3 protein-coding genes are annotated in these 2,260 nt (G+C 65.1%); 2 read left to right on the top strand and 1 reads right to left on the bottom strand.

The features are described from left to right. Positions 1-202 precede the first annotated feature (202 nt). Entirely contained in the window at positions 203-1,264 is a 1,062-nt protein-coding gene (locus tag A39O_RS36370; RefSeq protein WP_020504129.1) for an antA/AntB antirepressor family protein, read from the bottom strand. A gap of 306 nt (positions 1,265-1,570) precedes the next feature. Here A39O_RS36370 and A39O_RS0107815 point away from each other — a divergent pair, with 306 nt between their 5' ends. Together A39O_RS0107815 and A39O_RS0107810 are read left to right on the top strand one after the other, a co-directional pair. Continuing rightward, on the top strand, positions 1,571-1,843 hold the full coding sequence (locus tag A39O_RS0107815; protein WP_020504127.1) for a BrnT family toxin: 273 nt from the start codon (positions 1,571-1,573) through the stop codon (positions 1,841-1,843). Then, on the top strand, positions 1,809-2,105 hold the full coding sequence (locus A39O_RS0107810) for a BrnA antitoxin family protein (protein ID WP_157639816.1): 297 nt from the start codon (positions 1,809-1,811) through the stop codon (positions 2,103-2,105). Before A39O_RS0107815 ends, A39O_RS0107810 begins: the two co-directional genes overlap by 35 nt. Positions 2,106-2,260 lie beyond the last annotated feature (155 nt).

Genomic DNA, 2,260 nt, shown 5'->3' with positions numbered 1-2,260 from the left:
CCTCCGGCCGGGTGGCGGCCCAGGCCAGGATCGGCTCCCGAATCCCGATCGCCAGCGGGCGCAGCGCGGCATCGTCGGCGGGGAAGGCCAGCGGGAAGGATTCGCGCAAGGCCAACAGCGCGCGGGAGGGGGTTTTCTTCAAGCTCACGTCGGGATGCTCCGTGGTGGGGGCCGCGTTCGTGCGACCGGGGTCAAGGGGGCGTCACTGAAACTGCCGGCCGGTCACCGCCGACAGGCGCGCAATCGCCTGCTGCTGCTGCGCGACCGTCCGCTCCAGGACTCCGGTCAATCGGGTTACCTCACACAGCAACTGGATATCCACGATGGCATGTTTGCCGTGATCGAGTTCCAGGGTATGAATGCGCTCAATCGCTGTCGCTGGGTCGGTGAGATCCCCACAGCGGCACAACCAGGCTTCCAGAATCTCGCGGTTGTGCTCGAAGGCCGCCAGGCTCAGCGCGTGGGCCTTGCGGTTGATGGCAGCGCGCACGGCGGGGGTGGTCAGCGAGTCGACCGGGGACGGCAGCAAGGTCGGCGCCGGGGTCGGGCGGTCCAGGCGCGAACCGCCGAGCGCGCCGAGCGTATCCAACACCGTGCGCGTCCACTCGCGCAGGCGGGCGGCGCGCGGGGTGTGAATCAGCAGGCACAGCAGGTAGACACCCCACACCGAGAAGATGCGCACCTGCGGCGTGCGCCCGTCACGGATCACCGCGGACATTCCCGCGAACTGGCCCCGGTTGCGGTGGAAGGTGTTCTGCACCAGGTGAAGACCTTCGCCCAGGGCGGCGGCGAGCGTCGAAGCGGCCAGCCAGGGGGCGCCGTCGCGCTCGATCACACGCAGGGTGGTGCCCTCGAAGTCGATAGTGGCGGGGATGGGTTGGGGCACGGCGGGGGCCACCTGCCCGGCCGACTCCAGTGCCTTGCGCTCCATGGCGATAAAGTAGCGCCGCGCCTCGCGGCCCTTGGCGTTGTTCTCGACCATCGACAGTTCCTTGGCCATGTCGAGGCAGAGCAGATAGTCCATGCGGTTGTGCCCGCCGCGCTTTGCTTCCGATTTTTCGGAAGCAATTGCAAAGTCATGGCCTTCTTGAAATTCGTACTTAGCGATCCGGTCCTTGATCCAGTCGGAAAACTTGGTCGCCACCTCCAGGAAGGCGTGCAACGCGGTCGCCTTGCAGACGTGGGCAGTGATGCCGCCGATCTGGGCGACGAAGACGGGAACGAGTTGGGTTTCAACGGGCGAGACTTGGGCGATGGTAGTCATGATGCGACACCTGAACAGTGGTTTTCCGCCCCCCAATGCCAATCGAGGGGCGGGCCATACGGGTTGGCATACCTGGTTCAGGATCAGGCGAGCCCGCAGGCTCCCCGCACGGCCCGCTTAAACTGGGTGTCGTGCATCATCCATAAAAAAACCGCCTCTCGGCGGTGTGTCCGCCCGAACTTCAGGATGCCAATCCCGACCGCTGGGACCCCAGCGGCCCGCAGAGCATAGGTCGGGCGGGGCGCGGCTGTCAAGGCAACACAGGCGCGCTTGACGGTATGGATAATTGTATATATCGTTATCCGCATGAACTTCACCTGGGACGAATCAAAGCGCACCACCAACCGGAAGAAACACGGGATGGACCTGGCCGCTGCGGCAACGGCCTTCACCGGGCACACGTTCACCTTCGAGGATCGGCGCTTCGCCTATGGCGAACACCGATTTATCACCCTGGGGCTGTTGGGTGTCACCGTGGTCGTGATCGCACACACGGAAACATCCGACACGATTCACGTCATTTCCCTGCGCAAGACCGATCAACATGAGCAACGCCACTATGACCAGCAAGTGGGATGATGCCGACCTGGATACGGCGCCGCCGGTGACTCAAGAGGACCTGGCCCGTGCCGTTCACCGCGTCGGACTACAGCCCGCGCCGGGTAAAAAAACCAAGATCAGCATTGCCCTGGACCCGGACGTGGTGTCATGGTTCAAGCACCAGTCAGGCGAGCGCGGCTATCAGACGCTGATCAACGCCACGCTGCGCGAGGCCATGCAGCGCCGCACCCTTGAAGACACGTTGCGGCGGGTGATCCGCGAAGAGCTTCATCCCGCATGATGTGGACACGCGAGGGTGGGCGGCGCGCAGCGGTCATCCTGCCACCGCTGCGCCCTCAGCCCACCACAGAGCGCACCCCGGATCACCCGCCTGCACCCCCAGGTCGCGCTCCTGGCAGCGCCCGGCCACATAGGCGGAACACGTGCCACAGGTCG

The organism is Lamprocystis purpurea DSM 4197 (assembly GCF_000379525.1).
GTDB lineage: Bacteria > Pseudomonadota > Gammaproteobacteria > Chromatiales > Chromatiaceae > Thiodictyon > Thiodictyon purpureum.
This window is presented reverse-complemented; position numbering and strand designations above follow the sequence as displayed.

Coding starts and splice junctions, on each gene's coding strand:
- A39O_RS36370 (WP_020504129.1), bottom strand. CDS start 1,264: ATGACTACCATCGCCCAAGTCTCGCCCGTTGAAACCCAACTCGTTCCC.
- A39O_RS0107815 (WP_020504127.1), top strand. CDS start 1,571: ATGAACTTCACCTGGGACGAATCAAAGCGCACCACCAACCGGAAGAAA.
- A39O_RS0107810 (WP_157639816.1), top strand. CDS start 1,809: ATGAGCAACGCCACTATGACCAGCAAGTGGGATGATGCCGACCTGGAT.